The sequence below is a fragment of the Methanobrevibacter sp. genome, from assembly GCF_045646205.1.
Classification (GTDB): domain Archaea; phylum Methanobacteriota; class Methanobacteria; order Methanobacteriales; family Methanobacteriaceae; genus Methanocatella.
Map to the genome: position 1 here is coordinate 25296 of NZ_JAZRKF010000064.1, position 25646 is coordinate 50941.

The 25646-nt window shown below is 31.6% G+C and carries 28 protein-coding genes and 1 riboswitch; of the genes, 17 read left to right on the plus strand and 11 right to left on the minus strand.

Translation table 11 applies throughout. The features are described from left to right. Positions 1-89 precede the first annotated feature (89 nt). Both ACKI44_RS11215 and ACKI44_RS11220 read left to right on the plus strand, forming a co-directional pair. On the plus strand, positions 90-1580 hold the full coding sequence (locus tag ACKI44_RS11215; RefSeq protein ID WP_407424412.1) for a cobyrinic acid a,c-diamide synthase: 1491 nt from the start codon (positions 90-92) through the stop codon (positions 1578-1580). Beyond that, positions 1581-2006, plus strand: coding sequence for a hypothetical protein (locus ACKI44_RS11220; RefSeq protein WP_303737066.1), 426 nt, complete (start codon positions 1581-1583; stop codon positions 2004-2006). Here the strand turns inward: ACKI44_RS11220 and ribB are convergent. Then, complete coding sequence (gene ribB, locus ACKI44_RS11225) at positions 2003-2689, minus strand: 3,4-dihydroxy-2-butanone-4-phosphate synthase (protein ID WP_303737065.1); 687 nt, start codon at positions 2687-2689, stop codon at positions 2003-2005. The genes ACKI44_RS11220 and ribB overlap by 4 nt on opposite strands. Before the next feature lie 45 nt (positions 2690-2734). After that, a riboswitch (FMN riboswitch) is annotated at positions 2735-2865 on the minus strand. Positions 2866-2903: 38 nt separating this feature from the next. Next, positions 2904-3278, minus strand: coding sequence for a DUF120 domain-containing protein (locus ACKI44_RS11230; RefSeq protein ID WP_407424415.1), 375 nt, complete (start codon positions 3276-3278; stop codon positions 2904-2906). A 95-nt stretch (positions 3279-3373) separates the two neighbouring features. On the opposite strand from ACKI44_RS11230, the gene tfrA reads away from it, so the two are divergent. After that, positions 3374-5017: a fumarate reductase (CoM/CoB) subunit TfrA gene (tfrA, locus tag ACKI44_RS11235; protein ID WP_407424417.1), complete on the plus strand. Its 1644-nt coding sequence runs from the start codon at positions 3374-3376 to the stop codon at positions 5015-5017. A 7-nt stretch (positions 5018-5024) separates the two neighbouring features. Here the strand turns inward: tfrA and ACKI44_RS11240 are convergent, their stop codons facing one another. Both ACKI44_RS11240 and ACKI44_RS11245 read right to left on the minus strand, forming a co-directional pair. After that, positions 5025-6329 (minus strand): amidohydrolase family protein, encoded by a 1305-nt coding sequence (locus ACKI44_RS11240; RefSeq protein ID WP_407424419.1) that lies wholly within the window; start codon positions 6327-6329, stop codon positions 5025-5027. Positions 6330-6372: 43 nt separating this feature from the next. Further along, positions 6373-6585: a histone family protein gene (locus ACKI44_RS11245; RefSeq protein WP_407424421.1), complete on the minus strand. Its 213-nt coding sequence runs from the start codon at positions 6583-6585 to the stop codon at positions 6373-6375. A gap of 189 nt (positions 6586-6774) precedes the next feature. Between ACKI44_RS11245 and hisG the strand changes: the two genes are divergently transcribed. Genes hisG through pyrB form a run of 3 tightly spaced genes read left to right on the plus strand, consistent with a single transcriptional unit; the run spans position 6775 to position 9054 of the window. Then, the gene (hisG, locus tag ACKI44_RS11250; RefSeq protein ID WP_407424423.1) at positions 6775-7635 is read left to right on the plus strand and encodes an ATP phosphoribosyltransferase; all 861 of its coding nucleotides are present in this window, start codon (positions 6775-6777) and stop codon (positions 7633-7635) included. After that, the gene (locus tag ACKI44_RS11255) at positions 7632-8123 is read left to right on the plus strand and encodes a flavodoxin domain-containing protein (protein WP_407424425.1); all 492 of its coding nucleotides are present in this window, start codon (positions 7632-7634) and stop codon (positions 8121-8123) included. The genes hisG and ACKI44_RS11255 overlap by 4 nt, the downstream gene beginning before the upstream one ends. After that, positions 8116-9054, plus strand: a complete 939-nt coding sequence (pyrB, locus tag ACKI44_RS11260) for an aspartate carbamoyltransferase (RefSeq protein ID WP_407424427.1) — start codon at positions 8116-8118, stop codon at positions 9052-9054. The genes ACKI44_RS11255 and pyrB overlap by 8 nt, the downstream gene beginning before the upstream one ends. Here the strand turns inward: pyrB and ACKI44_RS11265 are convergent. Both ACKI44_RS11265 and ACKI44_RS11270 read right to left on the minus strand, forming a co-directional pair. Further along, entirely contained in the window at positions 9044-10201 is a 1158-nt protein-coding gene (locus ACKI44_RS11265; protein ID WP_407424429.1) for a Cdc6/Cdc18 family protein, read from the minus strand. The genes pyrB and ACKI44_RS11265 overlap by 11 nt on opposite strands. Before the next feature lie 649 nt (positions 10202-10850). Next, the gene (locus tag ACKI44_RS11270) at positions 10851-11342 is read right to left on the minus strand and encodes a DUF2299 domain-containing protein (RefSeq protein ID WP_407424431.1); all 492 of its coding nucleotides are present in this window, start codon (positions 11340-11342) and stop codon (positions 10851-10853) included. Between the two features lie 121 nt (positions 11343-11463). Here ACKI44_RS11270 and ACKI44_RS11275 point away from each other — a divergent pair, with 121 nt between their 5' ends. Both ACKI44_RS11275 and ACKI44_RS11280 read left to right on the plus strand, forming a co-directional pair. After that, complete coding sequence (locus ACKI44_RS11275; protein ID WP_407424433.1) at positions 11464-12489, plus strand: cobalamin biosynthesis protein; 1026 nt, start codon at positions 11464-11466, stop codon at positions 12487-12489. Then, positions 12486-13499 (plus strand): cobalt-precorrin 5A hydrolase, encoded by a 1014-nt coding sequence (locus tag ACKI44_RS11280; RefSeq protein WP_407424435.1) that lies wholly within the window; start codon positions 12486-12488, stop codon positions 13497-13499. The genes ACKI44_RS11275 and ACKI44_RS11280 overlap by 4 nt, the downstream gene beginning before the upstream one ends. 18 nt (positions 13500-13517) lie before the next feature. Here the strand turns inward: ACKI44_RS11280 and ACKI44_RS11285 are convergent, their stop codons facing one another. Continuing rightward, positions 13518-13766 carry a UPF0147 family protein gene (locus ACKI44_RS11285; protein ID WP_407424437.1) on the minus strand — a complete coding sequence of 83 codons (249 nt, stop codon included), beginning with the start codon at positions 13764-13766 and terminating at the stop codon, positions 13518-13520. Between the two features lie 145 nt (positions 13767-13911). Between ACKI44_RS11285 and ACKI44_RS11290 the strand changes: the two genes are divergently transcribed. Beyond that, on the plus strand, positions 13912-14067 hold the full coding sequence (locus tag ACKI44_RS11290) for a Met repressor (RefSeq protein WP_407424439.1): 156 nt from the start codon (positions 13912-13914) through the stop codon (positions 14065-14067). A 3-nt stretch (positions 14068-14070) separates the two neighbouring features. On the opposite strand, the gene ACKI44_RS11295 is transcribed toward ACKI44_RS11290, so the two are convergent. Both ACKI44_RS11295 and ACKI44_RS11300 read right to left on the minus strand, forming a co-directional pair. Further along, positions 14071-14646 carry a class II aldolase/adducin family protein gene (locus ACKI44_RS11295; protein WP_407424441.1) on the minus strand — a complete coding sequence of 192 codons (576 nt, stop codon included), beginning with the start codon at positions 14644-14646 and terminating at the stop codon, positions 14071-14073. Positions 14647-14654: 8 nt separating this feature from the next. Next, positions 14655-16271, minus strand: a complete 1617-nt coding sequence (locus tag ACKI44_RS11300) for a DNA-directed DNA polymerase II small subunit (RefSeq protein ID WP_407424443.1) — start codon at positions 16269-16271, stop codon at positions 14655-14657. A 238-nt stretch (positions 16272-16509) separates the two neighbouring features. On the opposite strand from ACKI44_RS11300, the gene ACKI44_RS11305 reads away from it, so the two are divergent. The 4 genes from ACKI44_RS11305 to ACKI44_RS11320 are packed head-to-tail and all read left to right on the plus strand — an operon-like array spanning position 16510 to position 19988. Beyond that, positions 16510-17004 carry a hypothetical protein gene (locus ACKI44_RS11305; RefSeq protein ID WP_407424445.1) on the plus strand — a complete coding sequence of 165 codons (495 nt, stop codon included), beginning with the start codon at positions 16510-16512 and terminating at the stop codon, positions 17002-17004. Positions 17005-17013: 9 nt separating this feature from the next. Further along, complete coding sequence (gene cobJ, locus ACKI44_RS11310) at positions 17014-18087, plus strand: precorrin-3B C(17)-methyltransferase (RefSeq protein ID WP_407424447.1); 1074 nt, start codon at positions 17014-17016, stop codon at positions 18085-18087. 11 nt (positions 18088-18098) lie between these two features. Then, positions 18099-18698 (plus strand): potassium channel family protein, encoded by a 600-nt coding sequence (locus ACKI44_RS11315; protein WP_407424449.1) that lies wholly within the window; start codon positions 18099-18101, stop codon positions 18696-18698. A 33-nt stretch (positions 18699-18731) separates the two neighbouring features. Beyond that, on the plus strand, positions 18732-19988 hold the full coding sequence (locus tag ACKI44_RS11320; protein WP_407424451.1) for a magnesium transporter: 1257 nt from the start codon (positions 18732-18734) through the stop codon (positions 19986-19988). Here ACKI44_RS11320 and ACKI44_RS11325 read toward each other — a convergent pair. Both ACKI44_RS11325 and ACKI44_RS11330 read right to left on the minus strand, forming a co-directional pair. After that, the gene (locus ACKI44_RS11325) at positions 19985-20863 is read right to left on the minus strand and encodes a hypothetical protein (RefSeq protein WP_407424453.1); all 879 of its coding nucleotides are present in this window, start codon (positions 20861-20863) and stop codon (positions 19985-19987) included. The genes ACKI44_RS11320 and ACKI44_RS11325 overlap by 4 nt on opposite strands. Next, positions 20853-21710 carry a hypothetical protein gene (locus ACKI44_RS11330; protein ID WP_407424455.1) on the minus strand — a complete coding sequence of 286 codons (858 nt, stop codon included), beginning with the start codon at positions 21708-21710 and terminating at the stop codon, positions 20853-20855. The genes ACKI44_RS11325 and ACKI44_RS11330 overlap by 11 nt, the downstream gene beginning before the upstream one ends. Positions 21711-21964: 254 nt before the next feature. Between ACKI44_RS11330 and ACKI44_RS11335 the strand changes: the two genes are divergently transcribed. The 4 genes from ACKI44_RS11335 (at position 21965) to ACKI44_RS11350 (ending at position 25605) form a co-directional block, all read left to right on the plus strand. After that, a complete protein-coding gene (locus tag ACKI44_RS11335; protein ID WP_407424458.1) occupies positions 21965-22363 on the plus strand; it encodes a Zn-ribbon domain-containing OB-fold protein in 399 nt (132 codons plus the stop codon). A 91-nt stretch (positions 22364-22454) separates the two neighbouring features. Beyond that, the gene (gene cfbA, locus ACKI44_RS11340) at positions 22455-23357 is read left to right on the plus strand and encodes a sirohydrochlorin nickelochelatase (protein ID WP_407424460.1); all 903 of its coding nucleotides are present in this window, start codon (positions 22455-22457) and stop codon (positions 23355-23357) included. Positions 23358-23443: 86 nt separating this feature from the next. Beyond that, a complete protein-coding gene (cfbA, locus tag ACKI44_RS11345; protein WP_407424462.1) occupies positions 23444-23932 on the plus strand; it encodes a sirohydrochlorin nickelochelatase in 489 nt (162 codons plus the stop codon). Between the two features lie 158 nt (positions 23933-24090). Then, the gene (locus ACKI44_RS11350; protein ID WP_407424464.1) at positions 24091-25605 is read left to right on the plus strand and encodes an adhesin; all 1515 of its coding nucleotides are present in this window, start codon (positions 24091-24093) and stop codon (positions 25603-25605) included. Positions 25606-25646: the final 41 nt, after the last annotated feature.

Below are 25646 nucleotides of genomic sequence, written 5' to 3' on the forward strand. Positions count from 1 at the left end.
TTTATTTTTTAAAATATTTTACACTTGAAATATACCTTTAAAAAAACTTTAAAACTTATAAAAACCATAGCACTATTTGAGGTTATTTTATGACAAAAATTGGACTTGCTTATGTTAAAGGTTCTGTTCCTGGATTTGAAGAATTTGGAAAATTACCAACAGATATAGTCAAGGAAAATGGTCTGGTTAATGGAAATAAAGCTAGTGATGAACTTGATGCATTAATTATACCTGGCGGAACATTGATAGAATCAAATGACATTAACATGGATTTAAATAAGGAAATCCTGAAAATGGCAAAAATGGGAAAACCTGTAATTGGAATCTGTGCAGGATTTCAGCTTCTATCAAATCAGATAGATATCGGCCGTAAATCAGAAGTTCCTATCGTGAAAGATGGATTGGGCCTGATAGATGTTGAATTCTCACCATTAATCACAAGCGACCGCGTAATAGCTAAAGTCTTTGACAACTCCTTTTTAACCAAAAACCAAAATGAGGATGTAAAGGGATTTCACACACATACCTACGGCAAAGTCGTAGGTGATGCAAAGCCGTTATTCTATTCAAAAGTCCAGAGAATGAATTACGGAGATACAAATAAAGCCGAAGACTATAATATCTTTTCCGGAGCCTGTAATGATGATGGAAACGTTATCGGGACAATGATACATAATATTTTAGACGAAAATCCTATTTTAGTAGATAACCTCCTGAAACAAATAGACACTGATGATATGGAAGACATTTACAATAGAAACAAAAGCGTCAAAGAATATATTCAGTCAGAAGTTGGAATAAGTTCAAATATAAAGATACCTCAAAAAAAGATAAATTCAAAACCTAAATTTTTAATGATAGGAAGTAACGGTTCCGATTCAGGTAAAACATTTATCTTAACGGGCCTTGCTGGTGCACTAAGAAAAAGAGGATATAAGGTTGCACTCCTTAAAGTCGGCCCTGATGTGCGTGACATTATACCGGGATTATACTTGACTAAAGATTACATGAATGAATTCAGTTCCATTAAAATCGGACACCTAGGATGGATGGATATAGAATCTACAATAGCTAAATTAAACACATCAGATTATGATATTGTATTGATTGAAGGAGTTATGAGTGTATTTACAGGCCTTTTAAATGAAAAGGTACCTTTTTCCGCTGCTGAAATTGCAATGTCATCCAATATTCCGATGCTGTTAATTTCCGGAGTAAACAAGGGAGGAATTGAATCTGCAGCAGTGGATCTTGTAGCACATGCAAACATGTTAAATAAATTCGGTGTAGATGTTAAGGCAATATTGTTGAATAAAGTATATAATGAAAGTATATTCGATAACGTTGTCCCATATATTAGAAACAATACCAAAGTAGATGATATACTAAGTGTTGGAAAACTGAAACTGGAAACAAGAGGATTTACGCCGGAAATTGAAATAAGATATGATTTGTTTACTAAAGCAGCCCTTGATTTAGTAGAGGAATCCCTAGATATAGAAAAAATAGCCAACATGGCTCAGGAAGTTAAATTTAATAGAATCATTCCATTCAATGAAATAAAAGATAAGGTGATATAAATGGCACTTAACTTAAGCCCAGAACAAGGAGTTAAACTAACAAAAAAAGACAGATATCAGGTATTAAGAAAAATACGTCAAGGATGGAAAGCAAACTGTTTAATTCCAGACTATGTTTTTGACGAAAACGGAGACATTCAAATCGCTTCTCCCAAAAATCGCCGTGTAGTCAAAATAGTTAAAATCCTTGATGACGGAATTCATTTTGAAAAGGCTCTCAAAAGCAAGACCCTAAGGGTTCCATGGGACAAAATATCACTTGTTGAACCTACAAAAGAAGTACGTGACGGTTTAAAAATCGGCATGTATGATGGTAAATACGTAGTTTTCAGTATTTATAACTCATATAAAATACAACAAAATACTCAATTTATAATTGAGCATATAAAAAGTAAAAAAATGGATAATACTAACATGTACAGTTAGTATTCTTCTAAATATTTATTTATGATGTCTTCGCCTCTAAGCAAGACCAATCCATTTTCTTCAGCATACTTACGTGCATCAGCAATAGATGTGGCCTGACCAGTTTCGCCATCCATCATTTCACAGACAACACAAACCGGAGTAACACCGGCCATTTCACATAATGCAAGACCTATTTCTGTATGTCCTCTTCTATTTTTTACAAGACCGTCTGCTCCCCTTAAAAGACAGACATGACCAGGTGATCTGAAAGTTGCACCAAATTCATCAAATCTTTCATCTTTCATCATTAAAGCCATTTCACTTATGGTCATTGCTCTATCATGGTCTGTAACACCTGTGAATGATTTTCTGTGGTTTGTCCATATGGAAAATGAAGATCTTTCATCATAAGGAATATCGGTAGGTGCCAATTCGGCTAGTTCTGGGAATTTTTCAGTTGCTGCTTTCATAATGTCTACCATGAATGGCAAATGAATAGCATCACAGAAATCTGCATGTAAACAATTACAGATTAAACCGCCAGCATCATTTCTCATAGTTGCAATTGATTTTGGGGTTACAAATTCGGAAGCGATAATCATGTCGACTTCCCCTTCCCTATCATCATCGTCGAAAACTAGAACGAATTCACCATTTTTAATAGCTTCTAAAGCTTTATCTAAATTTGTTTCTTGATTCATAGTAATGTCTCCTTGTGTACTAGAACCAGGGTTAAAAAATAATCTACTTATTCTCTTCCATCCGGACTATCACCGTCGGTTTTGGATTCTCACCAAATCAACACTTTTCGTGCTCGTGGACTTATTTTATTAAAATCACCACCGGTAGGGAATTGCACCTCACCCTGAGAACGTACTAAAAAGTTTATCAATTATTATATAAAATATTTTTGATTTAAAATTCAATGCTTACAATATCGCCGTCTTTTAAATTCAGCTCATCCCTTAACTTCTTCTCGGCGATAAATTCCAAATAATTTTCTGTATGTTCGGTTTTTGCCGGAAATACAATAGCTCCATCAATTTCATCATTTAAAGTAGCTTTTATATATTTTACAGCACCAAAACCTTCATCAGGCTTAATTATATTTTCACAGGTGTCTTTAACTTCATTAATTTTATCCAAATGTATTTCTGGAACAACGACATTCAAAGTTCCCGGATAGGGTTTGAAACCACAATTTTTAATGAAATTGTCAACATAAAAATCCTGTGATAAAAAGAAAGCAGCTTTTCCCAAGCCAGTTGTTACTTCTCCATCAACTTTCATTTAATAACCTCTAATTATGATTATATCAATTAACATATTTATATTAATTATTAAAGACAAAAGTATTATTAATTAAATATTTGAAAGGTATTAAAATGGAAGTTAAAGAAATTCAAACAGATGTTTTGATTGTCGGATCAGGAGGCGCCGGTTCAAGAGCGGCTATTGAAGTTGACGATGCTGGTCTTAAAGCCACTATAGTATCAAAAGGATTGTCCTTTAGATCCGGCTGTACTGGAATGGCAGAAGGCGGATATAATGCTGTTTTTAAAGCTGTTGATGAAGAGGACTCAATTGATGCCCATATAAAGGACACATTAAAAGGTGGAAGTTATTTAAACGACAAAAGATTAGTTGATATATTGGTTAACGAATCACCTAAAAGATTGATAGACCTGGAAAATTATGGGGCATTGTTCGACAGACAGGAAAACGGTAAAATCAATCAAAGGCCTTTTGGCGGTCAAACATACAGAAGAACCTGCTTTCAGGGAGATCGTACCGGAGCCGAACTATTGAACGCTCTAAAGGAAGAAATTATCAGAAGAGACATTGAATGTATTGAAGAGGTAATGATAACTTCCCTGATTCAGGACGGTCTTCAGGTAATCGGAGCAACCGGATTTGACCTGAAGGATTCCAGTCTAATATACTTCAAGGCAAAAGCCGTAATATTTGCCAGTGGAGGAGCCGGCCAGCTATACCCTGTAACTTCCAATACCTTTCAAAAAAATGGAGACGGTTTTGCAATAGCTTATAGAGCCGGAGCAAATCTCATAGATATGGAACAGGTCCAGTTCCACCCGACAGGAATGGTAACGCCCGAATCCAAAAAAGGAGTACTTGTAACTGAAGCCGTAAGGGCAGAAGGCGGTATTCTATTAAATAAAGATGGTGAACGTTTCATGGCAAAATATTCACCTGAAAAAATGGAGCTTTCAACCCGTGATGTGGTTGCAAGGTCAATTTATCAGGAAATCATTGAAGGAAGAGGAAGCGAACATGGGGGAGTATATCTCGACATTTCACACCTCGACGATGATTTGATTGACGAAAAGCTTGAAACCATGGTTTTGCAGTTTGAAAATGTTGGCGTTGACATTAAGCACGAACCTATTGAAGTGGCTCCAACGGCACACCATTTCATGGGCGGTATCAAGATAAAAACCGATGCATCATCTTCAATTCCTAACCTATTTGCATGTGGAGAAGTGTGCGGTGGAGTTCATGGTGCCAACCGTTTAGGCGGTAACGCTTTAGCCGATACACAGGTATTTGGAAAAATAGCCGGTGAAAGTGCAGCCAAAGCAGCAAAAAATGCTGAACTGAAAGTCAATGAAGAAATGTTTTTAGCTGAAAAGGAAAGAATTGAATCTTTAATAAAGCCTGGTACAATCAAAGCCAATGAATTTAAAGAAAACATCAAAAAATTAATGTGGGAAAAGGTAGCTATTGTACGTGAAGAAAAAACCTTGAATGAAGCTTTAAAAGAATTGCAGGAAATGCAAAAGGATTTGGATAATATTGACGTTTCCGATAAAGACCAATATAATACTGAGCTATTAACTGCCCTTGAAGTAATCAATATGGTTGAAATCTGTATATTGGTTGTAAAATCAGCAATATTGCGCCGTGAAAGTAGAGGAGCCCACTTCAGAAGTGATTTTCCTGAAAGCAATGACGCCTGGAAAAGAAGCATTATATTAAATAAAAATAAAATAAAATTTGAAGCTAGATAAAATAAATTTAAAGAGCTTCTTTAAGCTCTTCAATTGCTTTTCTAGCTTTTTTATAAATTTCCTGCTCATCCAATGTAGTCAATTTCTTATTTTCCATTAATATCTGACCATTACAGATAGTGGTATCCACATTGGATCCGTTTGCAGAATAAATAACATTTGAACTTAATTTTGAACTGTCCGGAACCATGTTTGCATTATTAGTATCGATTAATATCAAGTCCGCTTTTTTGCCGACTTCAACAGTTCCGATTTCATCATCCAAACCTAATGCACGAGCACCGTTAATGGTTCCCATAGCCAAAGCCTCATCAGAAGTTAAAGCCTTAGGATCAAGAGTTGAAACCTTTTGAAGTAAACTGGCAGTTCTTAATTCTTCAATGATATCTAAATTGTTATTTGATGATGCACCGTCAGTTCCAATAGCTACACAAATATCATTTTCAAGCAATTTAGAAACTGGAGCAATACCAGATGCCAATTTCATATTACTGCATGGATTATGTGATACTTTAACATCATTTTTCTTAATTATTTCAATCTCTTCATCACTTAACCATACGCTATGAGCACAGACAACATCAGGACCTAAAAATCCGATTGAATCCAAGTATTCGAAAGGCCTTAAACCTTTTTCAGCACTGACATCATCAATTTCCTTTTGAGTTTCACTTACATGAATGTGAATTTTCATGTTGTTTTCATCAGCTAGCTTTCTGACTTCCTTCAACAATTCTTCAGAAGCTGTATATGGTGAGTGCGGTCCGAAAAATACCTTAATTCTTCCGTCTGCAGTATCATGACAATTTTTGAATAATCTCATGTTTTCTTCGATTTCAGCTTTTCTTTTTTCCTCATCACCGAAATCAATCATTCCATAGGACAATACTGCTCTTATTCCGGATTCCTCTACAGCTTTTGCAACGTCTTCCATGTAGAAGTACATGTCGGAAAACGTTGTGGTTCCTGATTTAATTAATTCTATTGCTCCTAAAAGAGCACCAATATAACAATAATTACCGTTAAGGTTTGCTTCCATAGGCCATATGTTATCATTTAACCATTCATCAAGACTTAAATCGTCTGCTAAACCTCTAAATAATGTCATTGATAAATGGGTATGGGTATTAATGAAACCTGGAAGTAAAATTTTATCAGTTGCGTCGATGATTTTATCCACATTATCTTCAGCAATTTTTTCATCAATTTCCTGAATTAAATCATTTTTAATCAATAAGTCCTTTTTTCCACTAATAGGATTTTCAGGATTTAAAATAAATGCGTTTTTAATCAATATCGTATTATCTGCCATAATAACACCTTAAAAAAAATAAAAGAAGTATGACTTATAAAAATTATAAGTCTAATTCGTTTACTGCGAATTTAATATCTTCAGCTTTAATAGTTTTACGTTTAGCTAATTTTGCAGCTTCGTTAGCTTTAATAGAAATATTACGTGCAATTTCTTCTAATGCTTCAGCTAATTCAACTTTTGCATCTTCACTTACTCTTTCAACACCAGTATCTTTCATGATTCTAGCAATAGGAGCTTTTGGTATTTCTGCCATATTTTTCACCTCACTAAAATTCAGTCAATAACTTATGACTGTAATAAATAATTACCATAAGTCTATTATGATTATATAACATTTTATATTTAAATATTTTGGAAAGTTAAGGAATACCTAAATTAAATAAAATAAAGTATTTTAAACATATTATAGAAATTAATAATAAAAAGAAAAGTTGGTGTAGAGATGAAATTAAAAATAGCCATTCCTTCTAAGGGAAGAATTAGTAATCCATCAATAGATATTTTAGAAAAAGCGGGATTAGGTTTAAAAGATAACAATAATCGTCAATTGATTTCAAAAACTCACAATAAAAATATTGATATAATGTTTGCAAGAGCATCAGACATTCCGGAATTTGTATCTGATGGGATTGTAGATATGGGAATAAGCGGTATTGACTTAATTAAAGAAAGTGAAAGTGATGTTGTTGAACTGATTGACTTGAACTTCGGTCAGACAAAGCTTGTTTTAGCATCACCTGAAGACTCAGAAATTGATTCAGTTGAAGATTTAACATCAGACATGACAGTCGCAACTGAATTTCCAACATTGACAAAAAAATATTTGCAAAATCATAATTTAAATTCAAAAATCGTTAAATTAAGCGGTTCTACTGAAATAGCTCCATTTATTGGTGTAGCAGATCTGATTACCGATTTGACAAGTACAGGCACTACACTGAAAATGAATCATTTAAAAATTGTTGACACTATATTGGAAAGTACTATTGTATTGATAACAAATGATGAGGCATTGGAAAACAAAAAACACTTAGTGGAAGCTGTCAGCAGAAGTATTAAAGGAGTAATTGATGCTTTCGGTAAGAAACTTATAATGATGAACGTTAAAATCAAAGACCTGGAAGAAGTGAGAAAGTTAATGCCTTCTATGGAAGGACCGACAGTTTCTGAAGTATTGTCAACAGAAAAAACCGTTGCAATACAGGCAGTGATTGATGAAGATCAGGTTTTTGAACTTGTAAACGATTTGAGAAATGCAGGTGCAAAAGATATCCTTGTTGTGCCAATTGAAAGAATAATATGAAAATCGCAATAATCTATTCTACATTAACTGAAGATACAAAAAAGTCGGCTAAATTATTGAAGGATTTAATTAATGCAGAAGTAGTGCTTATTTCAATTAAAAATGCAAAAGATGTTTGTCTTTTGAAATATAATTTCATTATATTGGGAGCATCAACATACAATAAAGTTCAAAATTCATTCAAAATGTACATCTCAAGAAATATCAAAATACTGCTCGAAAAACCTCATGCGTTATATGTAAATAACGATGAAAATTTAGACATGAAAGCAAATTTGAATAAAGTATTTACAACTGAACTGATAGAATATTCATTCATATGCTCAAACTTCGGTTATGAAATTAATACAAATATAGGAAATTTCATCGAAAGACGAAAGTCTAAAAAAATTATTGAAAATTCTGATAAATTACCAACTTTAAACAAAAATAAAATAGAAGAATTTGCAAAAATAATTAATGAGTTAATTGAAAAAAGGGTTGATTAAAATTTTTGAATTAAAAAACATAATTTCAATAAAAGATTTTGAAAGATCAGATATTGAATATATTCTAAAAGAAGCTGAAACATTAGAAGATATTGCAAAATCAAAAGAAATTTCAGAAGAATTGAAAGGAAAAATATTAGGTTTAATGTTTTTCGAACCTTCAACAAGAACTAAAATGTCATTTGAAACCTCCATGAAACGTTTAAATGGTGCATGCATAGGTTTTGAAAACACCGGTTCTTCAAGTGTATCAAAAGGAGAAAGCATTGCTGATACTGCAAAAATGTTTGAAGGATATTGTGATGCATTGGTAATAAGACATGAACTGGAAGGAGTATCAAAATTCATATCTGATATAGTTGATGTTCCAGTTATTAATGCCGGTGATGGAGCCGGTCAACACCCTACACAAACATTGCTTGATTTATATACTATAAAAAAAGAAATAGGTTCAATTGACAATTTAAAAATAGCTTTAATCGGTGATTTGAAATACGGCCGTACAGTTCACTCCCTTGCAAACGCATTAACATTATTTGACAATGTGGAACTTTACTTTGTTTCACCCGATAAATTAAAAATGCCTCAAGAAATTCTTCTAGACCTGGATAAAGTGGGTATGAACTATACCGAAGTATCAAACATTTCAGAAATCATTGATAAGGTAAATGTATTATACGTAACCAGAATCCAGAAGGAACGTTTCGCTGACATTGATGATTATCTGGAAATAAAAGGAGCTTACATCATCAATAAAAAAATGTTGGAAGGCAAGGATTTAATAGTTATGCACCCTTTACCTAGAATTGATGAAATAGATGGTGATGTGGATGATACTAAATACAATAAGTATTTCACCCAAGCAGCTAATGCCGTTCCTGTAAGAATGGCAATTTTAAAAACATTGATTAATAACAACCCTAAATATTAGGCATGTACAAACTTGATTCAAGTAAGTCTTCATCACATTGAAGCTTAATGATATTTGTTCTGCCTTTTCCACGTCCACGTGAAATAGTATTGGTTGAAATAATTCCCAACATTTCTAATTCATTAATGAAATCAAAAATTCTTCTGTAAGTAACAGCGTCCTTTTTAGATACCTCCGTATATGCTTCGTATAATTTACCAGAGGTTATTTCTTCTTTTTCATTAGTTAAATTCAAAATAGCTTCTAAAACCCTTTGCTGTTGAGTTGGAAGAGTTTTAACTACATCGACAAATTTATCATGTTCGATTCTGTCTTTAGCCATTCTGACATGTTCACTTTTAATGGTTTGTGATCCTTCCTCTTCAGCAATGAAACCTGAAGTTTTTAATAAATCAAGAGCAAACCTTGCATCACCTTCCTCTTTTGCAGCCATTGCTGAACATAATGGAATTACATCACTTTCAACAACACCTTCATTAAATGCCATTTTTGCCCTTTCGTTTAAAATGTCTGTTAACTGGCTGGCACCGTAAGGCGGAAAGACAATTTCCTTATCATTTAAACTGCTTGTTACCCTTGACTTGATTAATCCTTTGAAATCCAAAAAGTTACTGATTGATAAAATAGAAACGTTGTCAGTTCTTGTTAACGTATATAATATTCCATCTCCATCCTTATTGAGCAATATATCGATTTCGTCCAAAATAACAATCAAAATAAGTTTCTTTCCAAATGCATTGGTTCTGAATATATCTCTGAATGTGTTTACAACTTCAGCTTTTGTCCATCCCCTGTGTGGAACGTCACGGCCAAGCTTTTGACATAACTGTGCCAAAACCTGATATTCTGTTGTATAATCAGTGCATCTGATATATTCGATTTTAATAAATACTTCCTGGTCTGCAGAATATTCCAAAAGTTGTGAACGTGCAAATTTTGCCGCTGCAGTTTTACCGGTACCTGTTTTACCATAAATTGTAATATTTGAAGGAGTAACATCATTTAAAGCATCAACCCAATATCTGGCTATTTGTGTTACCTGATCTTCTCTGTGTAATAATTTTTCAGGCAAAAACCTATGATCCAAAGGGGTTTTATCCTTGAATATTACATTTTCTTTCTGAATGTTTTCAAAAATATTAGCCATTTCCTCACCCATAATTATCATAAAAAATAGAAAAATAACATAAGTACAATTTCCAGTGTTAATATATAAATAAGGTATTTAATAAACTTTTTCATTGAAAAATTCATAAATTGTTATAAAAATATGTGTAATGTAAAAAATTAAATACATCATTTTAATTTTATGGAGAGATAAAGGTCTCAGGACTTTTATTTCATTTAAAAAAAATAATAATTTCTCTTTATTTTTAATATAAAGTATAAATATTAATTTAAAGATTTTAGAAAAATAGAGTACCATTTCAAATAAAAGAGTAATATTTCAAATGTAAAATTAAGGCATAACACTAACATAGAATTGGTGAATAAGCCTATGGAAAAAAATCTTAGTATAATTATCATGATTTGTCATAGAGAGTGAGGGGTGCGTTTCAAGTGTAAGCAGATTTTGCAAGAAAACAAAATCATGACATATATTTCAAGTGTAAAGAAAAAATTCAATTTTTTAAAACATCTTTAAATTAAAAATAAAGAAAAAATAAGTCGTTATATCGCTTTTGAAGCAAAAAAATTTAAGGTGTTTTTCAAGTGTATTTTTCACTTGAAATATACCTCTTCATTCCAAATATACCTTCGTTTATGTTTCACTTGCAATACATCTCTGTCTCTCTCTAGATGAACATTGAATTTTCATTTGAAGGTTCAGCAGGAACGTTATTAATAGTACCAAATGTCTTTTCAATTAACCATACACATTGTATTTTAGCTTTAAATACTCTTTTTAAAGCATCATATAATGAATTTTTAGTAACGCCGTCATTAAATATCTGATAGGTAATAACATATTGTTGTAATAAGTTAGTGTTTTGATCAATAGCTAACTGACAGTCAACTAAAAATTTATTTATTTCCATGTTTACGTCAAGTAAAAATTCGCTTCTTTCCTTTGGAGAAGTATTGTTCATCAATTCCAGATGTTGTGGTGAAACCTGAGTGGCACAAGCAATGACTATAAAATCTTTTTCTCTTGGTTTTACAACATCCATGATATTATCTTTTGGAAATTCTACAATGTAGTGAAAATCTGCATTATCATCTAATTTCTTTTCTCTGAATATTCCTTCATCGACTATCCAATCTTTAATAGTTTCTTCTTTAATCATTTTATCACTTTAATAAATTAATAATAAATAAAAATATTTATTTTTTTATTATATTTAATATTTATTTTAAATCATATGGAAAAGAATATATTAATTAATATATAAAAACATTTTATAAATTATGATTGATTATAATACATTAATGTCATTTTATGGAAATGATATTGTTTCGTTTAATTTATTTTTGTTTATTACATTAGGACTGTTGTTTTCACTTGCAATTGATGTTATTTTTGGTGAACTGCCAACAAGAATTCATCCTGTGGTAATAATAGGATCAATCACATCGTTTTTTAAAAATATTTTCATTAAATATAAAAACAGAATGTCTGGTTTTTTACTGACATTATGCACTGCTGTTACTATTACTATTATATTATTCATTATTTATTCAATTTCAAAAATCAATGTTATATTGTTGTTTATTGTTTTTGTTATTTTATTATCATCAACATATTCAATCAATATGCTTTTAAAGACAGCTGTTGATGTTAAAAAGGATTTAGATGAAAGTCTTGATAAAGCAAGAAAATCTGTTTCATATCTTGTCAGCAGAAACACTGAAGAACTGAGCGAAAGCTTTATTGTTTCAGCCGTTATTGAAAGCTTGACTGAAAACATCACTGATTCTTATATTGCTCCAATTTTTTATTATACTGTTTTTGCAGCAGTCATTTTAATAAAACCATTCAATAATCAGTTGTTTTATTTACTGTTAATTCCAATGCTTTATAGAATGTCCAACACTTTAGATGCAATGCTTGGTTATAAGACAGATGAACTGATTAACATCGGTTTTTTCCCTGCAAAGCTTGATGATGTTTTGAATTATATTCCGGCACGTATTGCAGGAATTTATGTTGTTATTTCTGCTTATCTCTTGAGTTTGGATGGTAAAAACAGTTATAAAATAATGAAAAGAGATGCAAGAAATTGTCCAAGTCCGAATTCAGGTTTTACAATGGCAACTACAGCTGGTGCATTGAATATACAGCTGATAAAAAAAGATACTTACATTTTAGGTGATGCCAACAAAAGCATTGACAGGAATGACATTACCCGAGCTGTAAATTTATCAAAATTAACGATTATTTTATTTACCTTGACAATATTAATTATATTAAGTTTAATTTATGTGATAATATGAAGATAGCTATTTTGTCTGTATCAAAAAAAGGTTATGATTTGTCTTTTAAATTAAAAGAATTATTAGATAAAGATTCTACAATAATAAAATGTGATATATATCATAAAGATGTAAAGAATGCCTTCAATTTGCTTTTTTATGAATATGATGCCATAATTGCAATCATGGCTTCAGGCATTTTAATCAGAAGCATAACACATTTGCTCGAATCAAAAACCACAGATCCTGCTATCTTAAACATTGATGACAATGGAAACTTTGTTATAAGCATGCTTTCAGGCCATCTTGGAGGAGCCAATAAGTTAACTGTAAAGGTCGCTGATTTAATAGGTGCAACGCCGGTAATTACAACATCAACTGATGTAAATAAAAAGCTGGGTATTGATGTTTTAGCTAAAGACTTATATTTATCAATTGACAATACAAAAGAAATCCTACATTTCAACAAATCCATTTTGGAAGGAAAAGAAGTCTCATTTACAGTAAACAGCAATGGAAATTATGATTATTTATTTGATTATTTAAATAATAATACACTTGAAATGGATGTTTCAATTTATTTTTCAAGCAGGATTAATGATGGTGAAATAGAAGTAGAATGCGATAATCATACAATAATCTTAAGACCGCGCAACATTGTATTTGGTATTGGATGCAGGCGTGGTAAAAGCTGTGAAGAGATTAATGAAGCTATTGATGTTGTTTTAAATGATTTAAAAATTCATAAATCCAGAATCAACATGTTATCATCTGCTGAAATTAAAAAGGATGAACAGGGAATATTGGATTTAGCAGAAAAATTAGATATTCCGGTTAACTTTGTTGAATTGGATAAGTTGGGATTATTTGAATCTAAAGACATTCAAAAATCTGACTTTGTAATGTCAAAATTCGGCATTCCAGGTGTATGTGAACCTTCAGCGTTAATTACAGCAGGATTCGATTCAAAGTTAATATATAAAAAAACAGCTTTTGATGGTGTTACGGTTTCTGTAGCTCTTTCGAAATAAAAAAAATAATTAAATAAATTAGATAGCTTCTAATTTAGATAATACTTCCCAGATTAAAGTTCTTGCATGAACAGGGATATTTGGATCGTTACTAATTTCATCTAGTTTTCCTAAAACAGTACTTATTCTTACTGATTGGTCTTTTTCATCATCTTTTAAGAGTTGACTAGATTCGTTAGCAGCCTCTCTAATGTTACGTGGAACACTGTTTTCATTCATAATGTAGTCAAGTATTTCACATACTTCATCAATGTTTTGATTGCTCATAAAACTCCTCCTCAAAAATTATTTAAAAATAGTTTTAAATATAATATAAAAATATATGTTTAATCTTATATTTATTGTTTGTGATTAATCGAATATTTAGTTTATAGAAAAATATATATTAAGATAATAAATAAACCTATATATTATGTCAGATGTAAGTAAAACTACAATAAATTTACCTAGTGATTTGAAAAAAGAACTTAAAATTATGGCTATTCGTGAAGATACTTCATTATCCGGATTAATTTTAAAAATGATTAATGAAGGTTACGAAGCTAGAAGAAAAGATTCAGATGAATAGATATTATTCAATATCTTTCACTGAATTTAACATATAAGAAACAAACTGAGTTTTAGCAGACTCTTCAATGAAAATTGCAAGTGATTCTGCTTCATCTAAATCATCGCCAACACAGATAACACCATGATTTTTTAAAATAAGAACATCCTCTTTTTCAATAGCCTCAGATGCCTTTAAGGCAAGCTCTTCACTTCCAGGCTCTTCATATTCTATGCTTGCTATATAAGGATTTTTTATTTGACCGAAACCTTCCAGTCTTTTGATCTTTTTGTTGCTGAAAGCAAATCCTGTAGTATATGGTGAATGAGTATGAATTATAGCATTAACGTCGCTTCTTTTTTTATATATTGCCAGATGCATTCCCGCTTCAGAAGAAGGATTACCTTTAGTTAAAGTATTGCTATTCATATCAACTAAAACGATATCATCTTCATTCAAGCCGTTAATGGCTTTTAATGTGGGAGTAATGGCAATATAATCATCAAGTCTGATACTTACATTACCTGATTTTCCTGAAGCCAACTGTTTGTCGTAGAGTTTATTACACACTTTTATTAATTTTGAAACGTTATCTTGCATATTATCACTTAATCGATAAATCTGAATAATTTATATTGTCCTTTATGAATTACAGGAACCTGAGCCGGAGTAGGCTCAATGTTTTTAATTTTCTGATAATCTGTCTGAGTCTGGAATGTACCTGAGTTAATCATGTGGATTCCATTATACTTTTTATAGGAATTAATGTGAATGTGTCCTGTATGGAATATGTCAGGAACATGTTCTATAACTAAATAATCCTCTAATTCAGAAGCTAAAGGAGTTCTTTCACCATAAATTGGAGCCAAATGTCTTTTTCTTAAAAGTTCTTCCATCATAAGCTCATTTTTCTCATATGAAAGTCCTTTAATAGCCATAGGCAATTCATTGAAACTTTCTCCGTGGTATATTAATACTTTAATGCCGTCAAGAGACACTACAGCAGGATTACTTACAAATTCAACATTGTTTAATTTATACAATGATTTTGCGTATTCTTCAGGAACAGCAGGCTGTGGTTCTGCCAGTCTTGAAGCATCGTGGTTTCCCGGAGTAATGATAATTTTAATGTCACTTCTGATGTTTCCTAAAAATCTTGCGGCCTCATCATATTGCTGGCGGATATCCTTAATGGATAATTCCTTGTCCTGGTTTGGATAAACACCGATACCGTCAACAATATCACCTGCAATAATGAGATATTTAATGTCTTCAGCGATTTTTCTTTGCTCTTCATTACCGTATTCGCAGTTAATCCAGTCAATGAACTTTTGAAATGCATCTTCAAGAAATGTCAGACTTCCAATGTGAACATCGGATAAGAACACTACTCCAAAGTCCATTTCTTTTTCCTGAATTCTTGTAACGCCCGGATAAATCAGCTGATTAGCAATTACAAAATCGTTATCCTTATTTGCAATGACACCCACAACTTCGTCTTTCACGAGCTTTTCGGCTTCTGCAAACAGTTCTTCATTTTTATTAGAGAATAAGATTGATATGCTTCCTGTATCGTCTTCAAATTCAACGAATCTGTGTCCGTTTTTGGTGGATCTGATTTCCTTAACCATCAATATTAAATTTAAAGTAGTCTGGCCGTCTTCAATATCTGCAACTTTAGTTGTCATTTTCAAGTCAGGTCTTTGCTTTAGAATCTTGCTTAACTTTTCATACCTTGACTGGAAATATGTAATCAAATCCCCGATTTCTCCGCTTGTGTAGGATTTGTTGGAACTGTCCTGGATGACTTCAAAGTCATATTCAACATTAATTTTTTCCTGGTTTCTCTTAAACTCGACATTGGCATCTTCAACTTTTTCCGAATCTTCCATTTTTACAATACCTTCACTGGAAGATGACTTTTCTTTATCCTCGGAAATATCTAATTTTGATTTAGGCTTTATTGAATCTTCTTTTTCAGGAGTTGTCTCTTCGCTTTCGGAAGTATCCTCACCTGATTGGGAAGTTTCGTTTCCCGTAATTTTATCTATAGTTTCTCCACTGACAGAAATTAAATCTGCAGGCTTGAAATCACTGCTTTTTAACTTAACGATTAAATCAGAAGCAAAATTAATTGGATTATCTGATTTCATTACTTTAGCGTAAGCATCAGGTGATAAATTAATTCCTTTTTTTGCAAATTTAAGTAAGATGTTCTTTGTCATATTAGTTAAAATTTTTATTTTCAATGCTTATAAACTTTGAGAATATGGGAAGGTTAAATTTCTTGGGGAGGTTATTTTCAAAAAGGCGGTAAAAATATCTTTGGGAAATTTTTCCATGACATGGATTTCAAGTGTAAACTTTTCAATTCATTTTCTCTAAAAACATTAAATTCAAATTTTAGTTATATTTATTATAGATTAAAAATAAATTTAATATATTATATAAAGATGTGATTATATGGGAAAAATACTTAGAATATTACTAGTAATCGTATTATTTATAATATTTTTTGAGATAGGATTATTTAGTTCATATACAATTGTCACAGCTGAAGTTCCTGATGTTAAGGGCTTGATAGATATGCAGGTTGGTCAGATAACCGGATTTTTCAGTCCTCAACATGTAAATCAAGTGTTAATTAAAGACCCAACTCCTATTAATTTCACAAATCATAAGGATGTGGCGCTTAAGATGGAGGAGCTGTCGAATGTTGATGGTGTTAATGTTGATTCAATGAATGCAACAACTTATGATGACACTAAAAACGATAAAATGAATCTTACTATTGAAGCTTTAGGTTATGCGGCACCAAATTCAACTTCAGGACAAATTGTTATCAGCCAAGATCCTTCATACAAAGTGATAGTTTCAGCTGTTGGTTCATATAAAAGCGGTGAACTAGTTGTTGACACAAGTACTATAAAGGTAGATTCTGTATTAAAATTGTTTTAGGGTAATAATATGATTAATGTGATTGGAATAGGTCAGAATAGAGAAAACATGACTTTAGGAGCTATAAAAGCCATTGAAGAGTCTGATGTTATTATTGGTTATAAAAAGTACATTAACCAGATTGAAGATTTGATTGAAGGTAAGGAAATCCTGAAAAAAGGTATGGGTGATGAAATAGCTCGAGCTGAAGTTGCAATTCAAAAAAGTAAAGAGGGCCTAACGGTTTCATTAATCAGTTCAGGAGACCCTGGGGTATTTGGAATGGCAAATGTCTTATATCAGATCCTTTCAAAATATGATGACATTGATGTAAAAGTCTATCCTGGTGTTTCTGCTCTTAATTATGCCTCATCAAAATTAGGAGCTCCTTTAAATGATTTTGCAGCTATCAGTTTAAGTAATATTTTAACTCCATTATCAGAAATTGAAAAAAAGTTAAAATATGCTCTTGAAGCTAATTTGATAGTGGCTATTTATAATCCTATTAGTAAAACCCGTAAGGAACCTTTCAGAAGATTTAAACAATGTGTATTGGATGTTAAAGGTGAAGATGCGTTAATAGGTATTGTAGATAGTACTTATGAACCGGCTAAAGAAACTGTAGTTAAAGTTAAAGATTTAACCGAAGACATCGTTAACATGTCCTGTACGTTAATAGTTGGAAATGATATAACTTATGTTCAGGATGGTAAACTAATAACTCCAAGAGGTTATGTAATAAGATCCCCAATTCACGAACTTTCAAGAAATCATTATGAAAAATTCTTGAATGGTGAAGTGGCACATGGTCCTAACCGTGAATGTGAATTCTATCCATGCCACTGGGACGGTCAATACTGTGACTTCTGTTATTGTCCTTTTTATCCATGCGGTGATTCATCAACCGGTGGAGAGTGGATAAAGGGTAAAAATGTCTGGAACTGTAAGGAATGCACATGGCCTCATCAAAAAGAAGTTGTTGAATGTATCAGAGGACCTATAGAAGAAGTTTTAGAAGACGTTGACGATTTGAAAGCTAAGAAAAAAACCTTATTAAAATTAAGAAGAGCATGTTTATTAAATAATAATCCAAGAGACTTATAAGAGGGAATATAATGTCGATTAAAAATCTTTTAATTGAAATGAAAAATATGTCGGAGCTAATGGTAGATTTAGCTTACTCAGCAGTTTTATTCAATAGCATTGATGCTGCTGAAGAGGTATTAACCTTGGAAAATAGGGTTAATGCAATGAATTATCAGATTAAAACCGAATCGCTGGTTGCAGCCAGATCATATGAGGATGCTGAAAAATTAACTGCACTGCTTGAAATTGCAGAAGCCGCTGAAAGTATGGCAAATGCTGCAAAAGATTTGGCTGATTTAGTAATCAAAGGTATCAAACCACACCCTGTATTTAAAATGGTTATGGAAGAATCTGACAAAATGATTGCAAGAATTAGTGTAGTTGAAAATTCAGATTTATCAAATAACACTTTAGGAGAACTATTTTTAGCAAACCGTACAGGAATGCGTGTAATCGCAATTAGAAGAGGAGAATCCTGGATTTATGGTCCAGATAAAAATACCATGATTCTTCCAAATGATATTTTACTTTTAAAAGGAACAGACGAAGGTGCAGAACTTTTAAGAAAATTGGCATCTGGAGCTTGTTCATTTGAAGATATTCCAGAAGAATTAGAAGATGAAGATTAAGAAGTGATATTATGATTAAAGGTAGTGATATGTGTGAAAACAAAAAAGAAGAAGATTCGCAGTTCACTATCTTCATTTCCAGACTTCATTTCAGAACATAGTTCAGTAATAAAAGAAAGTTTTTTAGCACTTTTAATTTGTGCATTAGGAGATTTATTCGCTGGAATTATCTTAGGAAACATGACCTTTTTCCTTGAGACATTTCCAGGTTTGCTTGTTATAATTCCTGGTGCAATCGGTATGAGAGGAAACATTTTCGGATCTTTTGCATCAAGGCTTTCAACAAATTTACACATCGGTATGATATCTCCTAAATTTGAGTTTTCAGAACAGTTAAATGATAATATTATTTCTTCTTTTGTTTTAACACTTTTATTATCAATGTTTTTAGCTATTATAGCAAAATTATTCTGTATACTATTCCATTATGAATCCATTTCAACAATAGATTTGATATTAATCAGTGTCATTGCAGGAGTTATCTCTAATTTAATAATGCTTCCTATTACTATGTTAATTTCATTTAAAAGCTTTAATCATGGTTGGGATCCGGACAATGTTACAACTCCAATCATTGCTGCTGTCGGTGATTTGTTCACATTGCCTGCAATTATTGCTTCTATTTATATTTTAACATATTTGAATAATTATTTGTTAATTAAAGACATTATTTTTATTATAATAGTTATTTTAATCATTATGGCATTAATTTATACTATCAAAAGAGGTGAAGAATCTAAAAAGATTATTTATCAGTCCGCACCTGTTTTACTTGTATGTTCTCTTTTAGGAGTTTCAGCAGGAGGAATATTGAACAGTTCCGTTGAAACATTATTGACCAATCCTAGTTTACTTACATTGTTACCGCTCTTTTCAGGTGTAAGCGGTAGTTTAATAAGTATTTTAAGTGCAAGATTATCTTCAGGTCTCCATTATGGTTTAATTGAACCAGTAAATAGGCCAACCGGTGAAAGTATCCATAACTTTTTAATCTGTTATATTTTGGCTGTTGTAATGTATCCTTTGATTGGGTTCATAGCTGAGGATTCAACTGATATTTTGGGATTAACCGGTGTTGGTTTTGTAAACATAATATCAATTTCTACTATTTCCGGTTTCATGCTTCTAACATTGATGATATTTGTTGTATATTTCATTTCAATCACCTCATATAACAGGGATTTGGACCCGGATAATATCGTTATTCCAATTTCTACAAGTGTTACAGACGCTATTTCTAGTTTGACACTTATTGCTGTTTCACTTTTAATACTTGGAGCATTAATTTAGCTCCAAGCCTTAATGACAAAATCACATGTTTGTGTTGTAAAGTAATTGTATTTCAGTTTGCTTTTATCAAAATCCTTTGGAACGCCTACCAAAACGGCTTTAGTATCTTTCTTGTCAAAGTGAATAAAAACTACAGAACTGGTTTCATTAGCTTCAAATAATCCATTCAATTCATTATTCAAATAAATTTTTGTATTGGATATGCTTTTAGAATTGTAACTTTTAAAATGGGTAGTGTCAATCGAATATTTGTTTTCAAGTTTTTCATTGTCATTTAAAAGCAAATAATAATCCGTTTTTTTAAGATTTCCCTTAAATACTTTAAAGTAATTGCAGCTATGATCTTTTTGGTTATGATTGTGATTGCATTTTCCGTCATTTAGAAAGTCACATATAACATATTTTTTGAAAAAGTCGCATTTCACTACACGATTTACACTGAAAACATTGTTGCTCTGAACATTGTTCGAGCCTATTTTTACACTTGAAATGGATGTCTCATAGGGTGTCAGCTCCATTGATGAGTCAAACTTATTATTGAATATGCGTTTTGTAACCAAATTTTCGTAATCTCTGCCAAGTTCCAATAATTTAAAGTACGATACACTGTTTGGAATCACCGTTTCATCTTCATTAATGATGGCAAGTCCAACACGTTTTGATTTAAAGTCTTCCCAATTTATTGGCATTCCAGGGTCATTTATTAAACTGTCTGCAACTTCTGAAATTGTTTTTTCAATATTGTTGTTTTCTACACTTTTAGAAATTTTTTCTTGTGAGATTTCAGATGCAACAGAAATAATACCTAAAATCAGTATTATTATCATTCCCACAACAAGTATTTCAAGTGTAAAATTTCCATTATTATCCATCATGAACCAACCCATATTTTTTTGCATGCGAATTGTCTAAAATCAGACTGTTGATGTCCAGTTTGTTAAGTTTCTCTCCTGTGTAGTGGTCGTGAAATACGACATGGTCAGAGCAGGATACGCTTTCATTTGTAAGCGGTGTATGAGGTTGAATAAAGACTTCCATTCCGTAATGAGGACAAACTCCTTTTCCTTCAATTCTGCATAAATAACAGCTTCCGTCTGCACTTTCATGGAAATAACCCTGTTTTAAACACTCTTTTAATGTATTTCCGTCCCCATGATGAATATAGGGATCATATGGGCATTTTTTAATATACAGCGGCGATGTTGCTAGAATGTATGACTCATATGATTTTATGTTATGGGCACGCAAATACTGTGAAAGGCCTTCAAAATAATGGATTTTATTGCCGTCATTATTTATGTTATAGTAAATTTTAGGTAATTTGGCATATGGAAGAGGGTCTTTCAATCCTTCAATTGAGCAGTTACTTTCAAGAATTCCATTGAACTGTTCTGAATCTTTATCTGCTTTAACACGAACCTTAAACAAAACTTTCCATGGACTGTCTGTACTTTCCACTGATATGACATCCGAGCGGATGTCAATTCCATATTTTTGTCTGTACTCTTCATTGACTGTCTTCAGCTTTTTATTCAATATTTTTTTAACGTCTCCTCTACTGTCATGAACTATATGTGAAAAATATACTTTTTCCGTTTCTTCAGCTAGTGAATCCTTTCCAAGCTGGCCTAAATTGTTATTGTAGTCCTTGATGATATATTTGAAGTTATCACTAGAGATTGAATTTATATTTTCACTTTCCAGGTAATTTATACTGTTCATGATAAAAATTACCATCAATATAAGCGAAGCTACTAAAATAAGCGTTGTTCCGGTAATTATATTTCCTCGATTATCTATTCTAAAATACATAAAATAAAATTGGAACAATATTTTTTATATTAATTGTTGAAGTGCGACTGCGTGATTTTTTACACCCTTTATATATGAAAATTTCAAAAGTGCTAAATATAGGTTAATTTTTTATATTATAGCGTTAATAATTAGTAATAATTAAAAAATATTTGGAGGATACCATGTCAGATACTGTTAGAATGTGGCGTCATATACAACAAAGATACAGTCTTGTTGGTACAAAATGTAATGTATGTGGTGATGTATTTTTCCCATCCCGTGTTGTTTGCCCAAATTGTAGGAGAAAAGGAAAATTAGAACCTTTCCAATTTTCAGGTAAAGGAAAAATATATACTTATTCAGTTATTAGGTCACCTCCGGATGATTTCAAAAAAATTGCACCTTATGCTGTTGCAGTTATTGAATTGGAAGAAGGTGCAAAATTAACTTCACAGCTTGTTGATTGTGATGTTGATGAAATTGAAATTGGCGATCCGGTAGAAATGGTCTTTAGAAGAATTTCAGAAGATGGACCTGATGGTGTTATTTCATACGGATTCAAATTCAAGCCAATCAAATAATCTTTTTTTAGGGAAGTTAATACTTTCCTTATAACTTTTCTATTTTTATTAATAACTACTTTTAAATAATACTATTTTTAATATTATTATTATGTCAAATAATTATGGAATTTTACTTATTAGTCATGGAAGTACTTTACCTTTTGGTGAAGTAACTTTTAATGAAATTAAAAATAAATTTATTAAAAAAACTGGCTTTTCAACAGAAGTGGGTTATATGAAAGTCTCAGAACCTACTATTGCAGGCGCAGTTGAAAACTTAAAAGATGAAGTTGAAAATTTAGATAAGATTATTGCATTACCTGTTTTTTTAGCACCGGGAATTCACACTAAAATTGATATTCCAATACTTTTAGGTTTAGAACCTTTAGAAGTAGATCCAAGATGTCCTGATGGCAATTATCCTGAAAATCATTATCTGTCCATTGCTGATGATGTTGATTTTGATGGTGAAATTGAATTGTTGTCTGCTATCGGACCGGATGATGATTTGTTGAAGTTCATTGATAAAAGAATCGATGAAGTATTGGCTGAATCCGAATTGGAAAAAGATGCTAAAACTGGAGTTTTGATTGTTTCTCATGGAAGCAGACTTAAATACAATAAGGAATTTACTTCAGCACTCTTTTCTAAATTTGAAAAAACCACAGATTATTCATGTAATTTTGGATTCATGGAATTGGAAGAGCCAAGCATACCTGAAGCTATTGACGTTTTACTTAATGAAAATGAAATTGAAAGGTTAATTGTTATTCCGGTATTCATCGCTCCGGGCGTTCACACGACCAATGACATTCCTACAATATTGGGATTAAAAGAAGGGGATGAGCATCATCACCACCATCATGACCATGAACATGGTCACGACCATGAGCATCATCACCACGATTTAACGTCCATTGACTTTGATGGAGAGATATTATATCCCGAACCAATCAAAGCGGATGATATTTTAATCGATATTTTAGTTAAGAAAGTTAATAGTGCATTATGATTATTAACTTTTTATTTTTCATATTTTAAACAACCTTTAAATATTTTTAATTATAAATTAATAGTAATAAAAAAAGAGTTGTTATTATGATTGATGAAAAAACTGGTATTTTACTTTTAAGCCACGGTAGTAGATTAGATGATGGTGAAGAAGTAATTAAAGCTTATACTGAAATGTTTAAAGAAGAATTCCCAAATGCTATTGTTGAATATGGATTTATGGAAATTAGAAAGCCGGGAATTCCTGAAACTATTAATAAATTAACTAAAGATAACGAATTAGAAAAAATTATTGTTGTTCCTGTATTTGTTGCTCATGGACTTCACACTAAAAGGGATATTCCATCATTGCTTGGAATTGAAAGCGATTTTAATGAAGAAGATGCTCATGGACATCATCACCACCATCATGACCATGGGCACGACCATGGACACGATCACGGACATCATCACCACCATCATGACGATGAAGAGGAAGACTTTGAATTTGATGGTGAAATAATCTTGACAGACCCTCTCGGTATCGATACAAGATTATATGATATTATTAAAGACAGAATTTCTGAGAATTTATAAAATTTTCATTTCTTTTCTTTAAATTTTTTATTTTTTAAATAATTTTTCTTTTTCTTAAAAATACCAAATTAATTCTTTATTTTTTTCAAATTAAGAAAAATCTTTATATAATAATAAAATGTATAAATTACATTACTCATAATTTGTAAGTGATATTTATGAAATTTAAAAATATTTTTTTAATTACAATTATCCTATTAGCTATTTTTTCTATTTCTTCCATAAGTGCTGAAGAAATAGCTGATAATGGAACGAATATCATTAGTGAGGATTTAGATTCAAATGTTATTTCTATCGATGAAGGCAGTGCAGACACTTTAATTCAGAATTCTACTCCTGAAGGTGATGAAAATGGCACTTCTTCTATCCAATCTAGTGATTTAGTGAAATATTATAAGAATGATACTCAATACAAGGCTACTTTCTTTGATGGTGAAGGAAACCCATTAATAGCTCAGAAAATACCTATTACAATTAATGGTGGAAATTATTCAAGAACCACTAATCAAAACGGTACTATTACTTTTCCTATTAATTTAAATGCCGGAAATTATACTATTAGTGTAATTAATCCTTCAACTAACGAAACAGCTTCTAACAAAGTCACAGTTTTATCAACTTTAAAATCAGATGACCTTGTTAAAACTTATAGAAATGATACCCAATATGAAATTCTTGTAATGGACGGTCAAGGTAATCCTTTAGCTAATACTGTTGTTACATTCAATATTAACGGTGTTTTCTATAACCGTACATCAAAAGAAAATGGTATTGCTAAATTAAATATTAATTTGGAACCTAAAACCTATGTTATTACTGCAGTAAGCGGATATAACGGTGAAACCACGGCAAATAATATAACAGTTTTATCTTCAATTAATGCAAAAGACGTTAAAAAATATTATAGAAACGATACTCAATATTATGCTAATTTCACCGACAGTCAAGGTAATCCTTTAGCTAATACTGAAGTAACATTTAATATTAATGGTGTTTTCTATAACCGTAAAACTAATGAAAACGGTACTGCTAAATTAAATATTAATTTAGAACCTGGAACTTACATTTTAACTGCAATTAATCCTGTTACTAAAGAAAATAAAGCTAACACAGTTCAAGTTTTAAATAAAATCGTAGTTAAAAATTCACAGTCCGGCGGAAATATTTCCATGGAGTTCAATTCCGGTACCAAATACACTGTAGAAGTTCATGAAAATGATGGCTCATTAGCTAAAAACAAGCCTTTAACTTTCAATATCAATGGTGTAATATATCAAAGAACCAGTAATGAAAACGGTACTGCTTCCTTAACCATTAATTTAGAACCAGGTAATTATATTATTACCACCGAATTTGAAGGATGCAGAGCATCTAACCTTATTAAAGTAAGAGTTACACCTAGTGTTAAGTTAGTATCCTCAACTATTAAATACGGTCAGCCATTCCAGTTCATTTTAACTCAGAAAAGAACCGGCGCTCCAATTACAGGCGAGCATTATGGTATAATTGTATATAATGATACACCATATGGTGCTTATCCTGATGCTAACGGTCTTGTACAAATCGGTCAACAGTTCCCTGTTGGATTCAGTGATTTCTTCTTATTCGGAATGATTGATGACGGATATTATTCCTCAATCTGGAACGGTAACACAATTAAAATTGTAGAATAGATTTTAAGTTAATGTGATTTTTCACATTACTTTTTTTACTT